Genomic DNA, 378 nt, shown 5'->3' on the forward strand with positions numbered 1-378 from the left:
TTTTGAGACGTATTTGTTTTCTTGTTTTAGTACATTTTTCATTGTTGATATGTTGGTTTAAATCTTCGATTTCTTTATCTAAATGACTACCAATCAAATCTATTTCTTCTTTTGTTAATTCATTATCATGATCTTCTTTAATTTCCGGTATGATTTTATTGGTTACCAATTCATGGTAGAGGGCTTTAGAATCCTCATTCATCTTTGATTCATGGTTTTGAATACTCTTTTTCCATACAAATGTATATCGATTGGCATTTGCTTCAATTTTTGTACCATCAATAAAAATAGCTTTATCATCTATAAGATTTTGTTTTACACACTGACTGTAAAACAAAATCTTATAGATGATAAAGCTATTTTTATTGACGATACAAA

1 pseudogene is annotated in these 378 nt (G+C 27.0%); it reads right to left on the reverse strand.

The window, feature by feature from the left end:
- Window positions 1–378: pseudogene (locus KA858_RS08765) on the reverse strand (IS5/IS1182 family transposase); the annotation flags it as partial.

Origin of the sequence: Staphylococcus sp. GDX8P80P (assembly GCF_017893095.1) — a bacterium.
GTDB classification, from domain to species: domain Bacteria; phylum Bacillota; class Bacilli; order Staphylococcales; family Staphylococcaceae; genus Staphylococcus; species Staphylococcus borealis.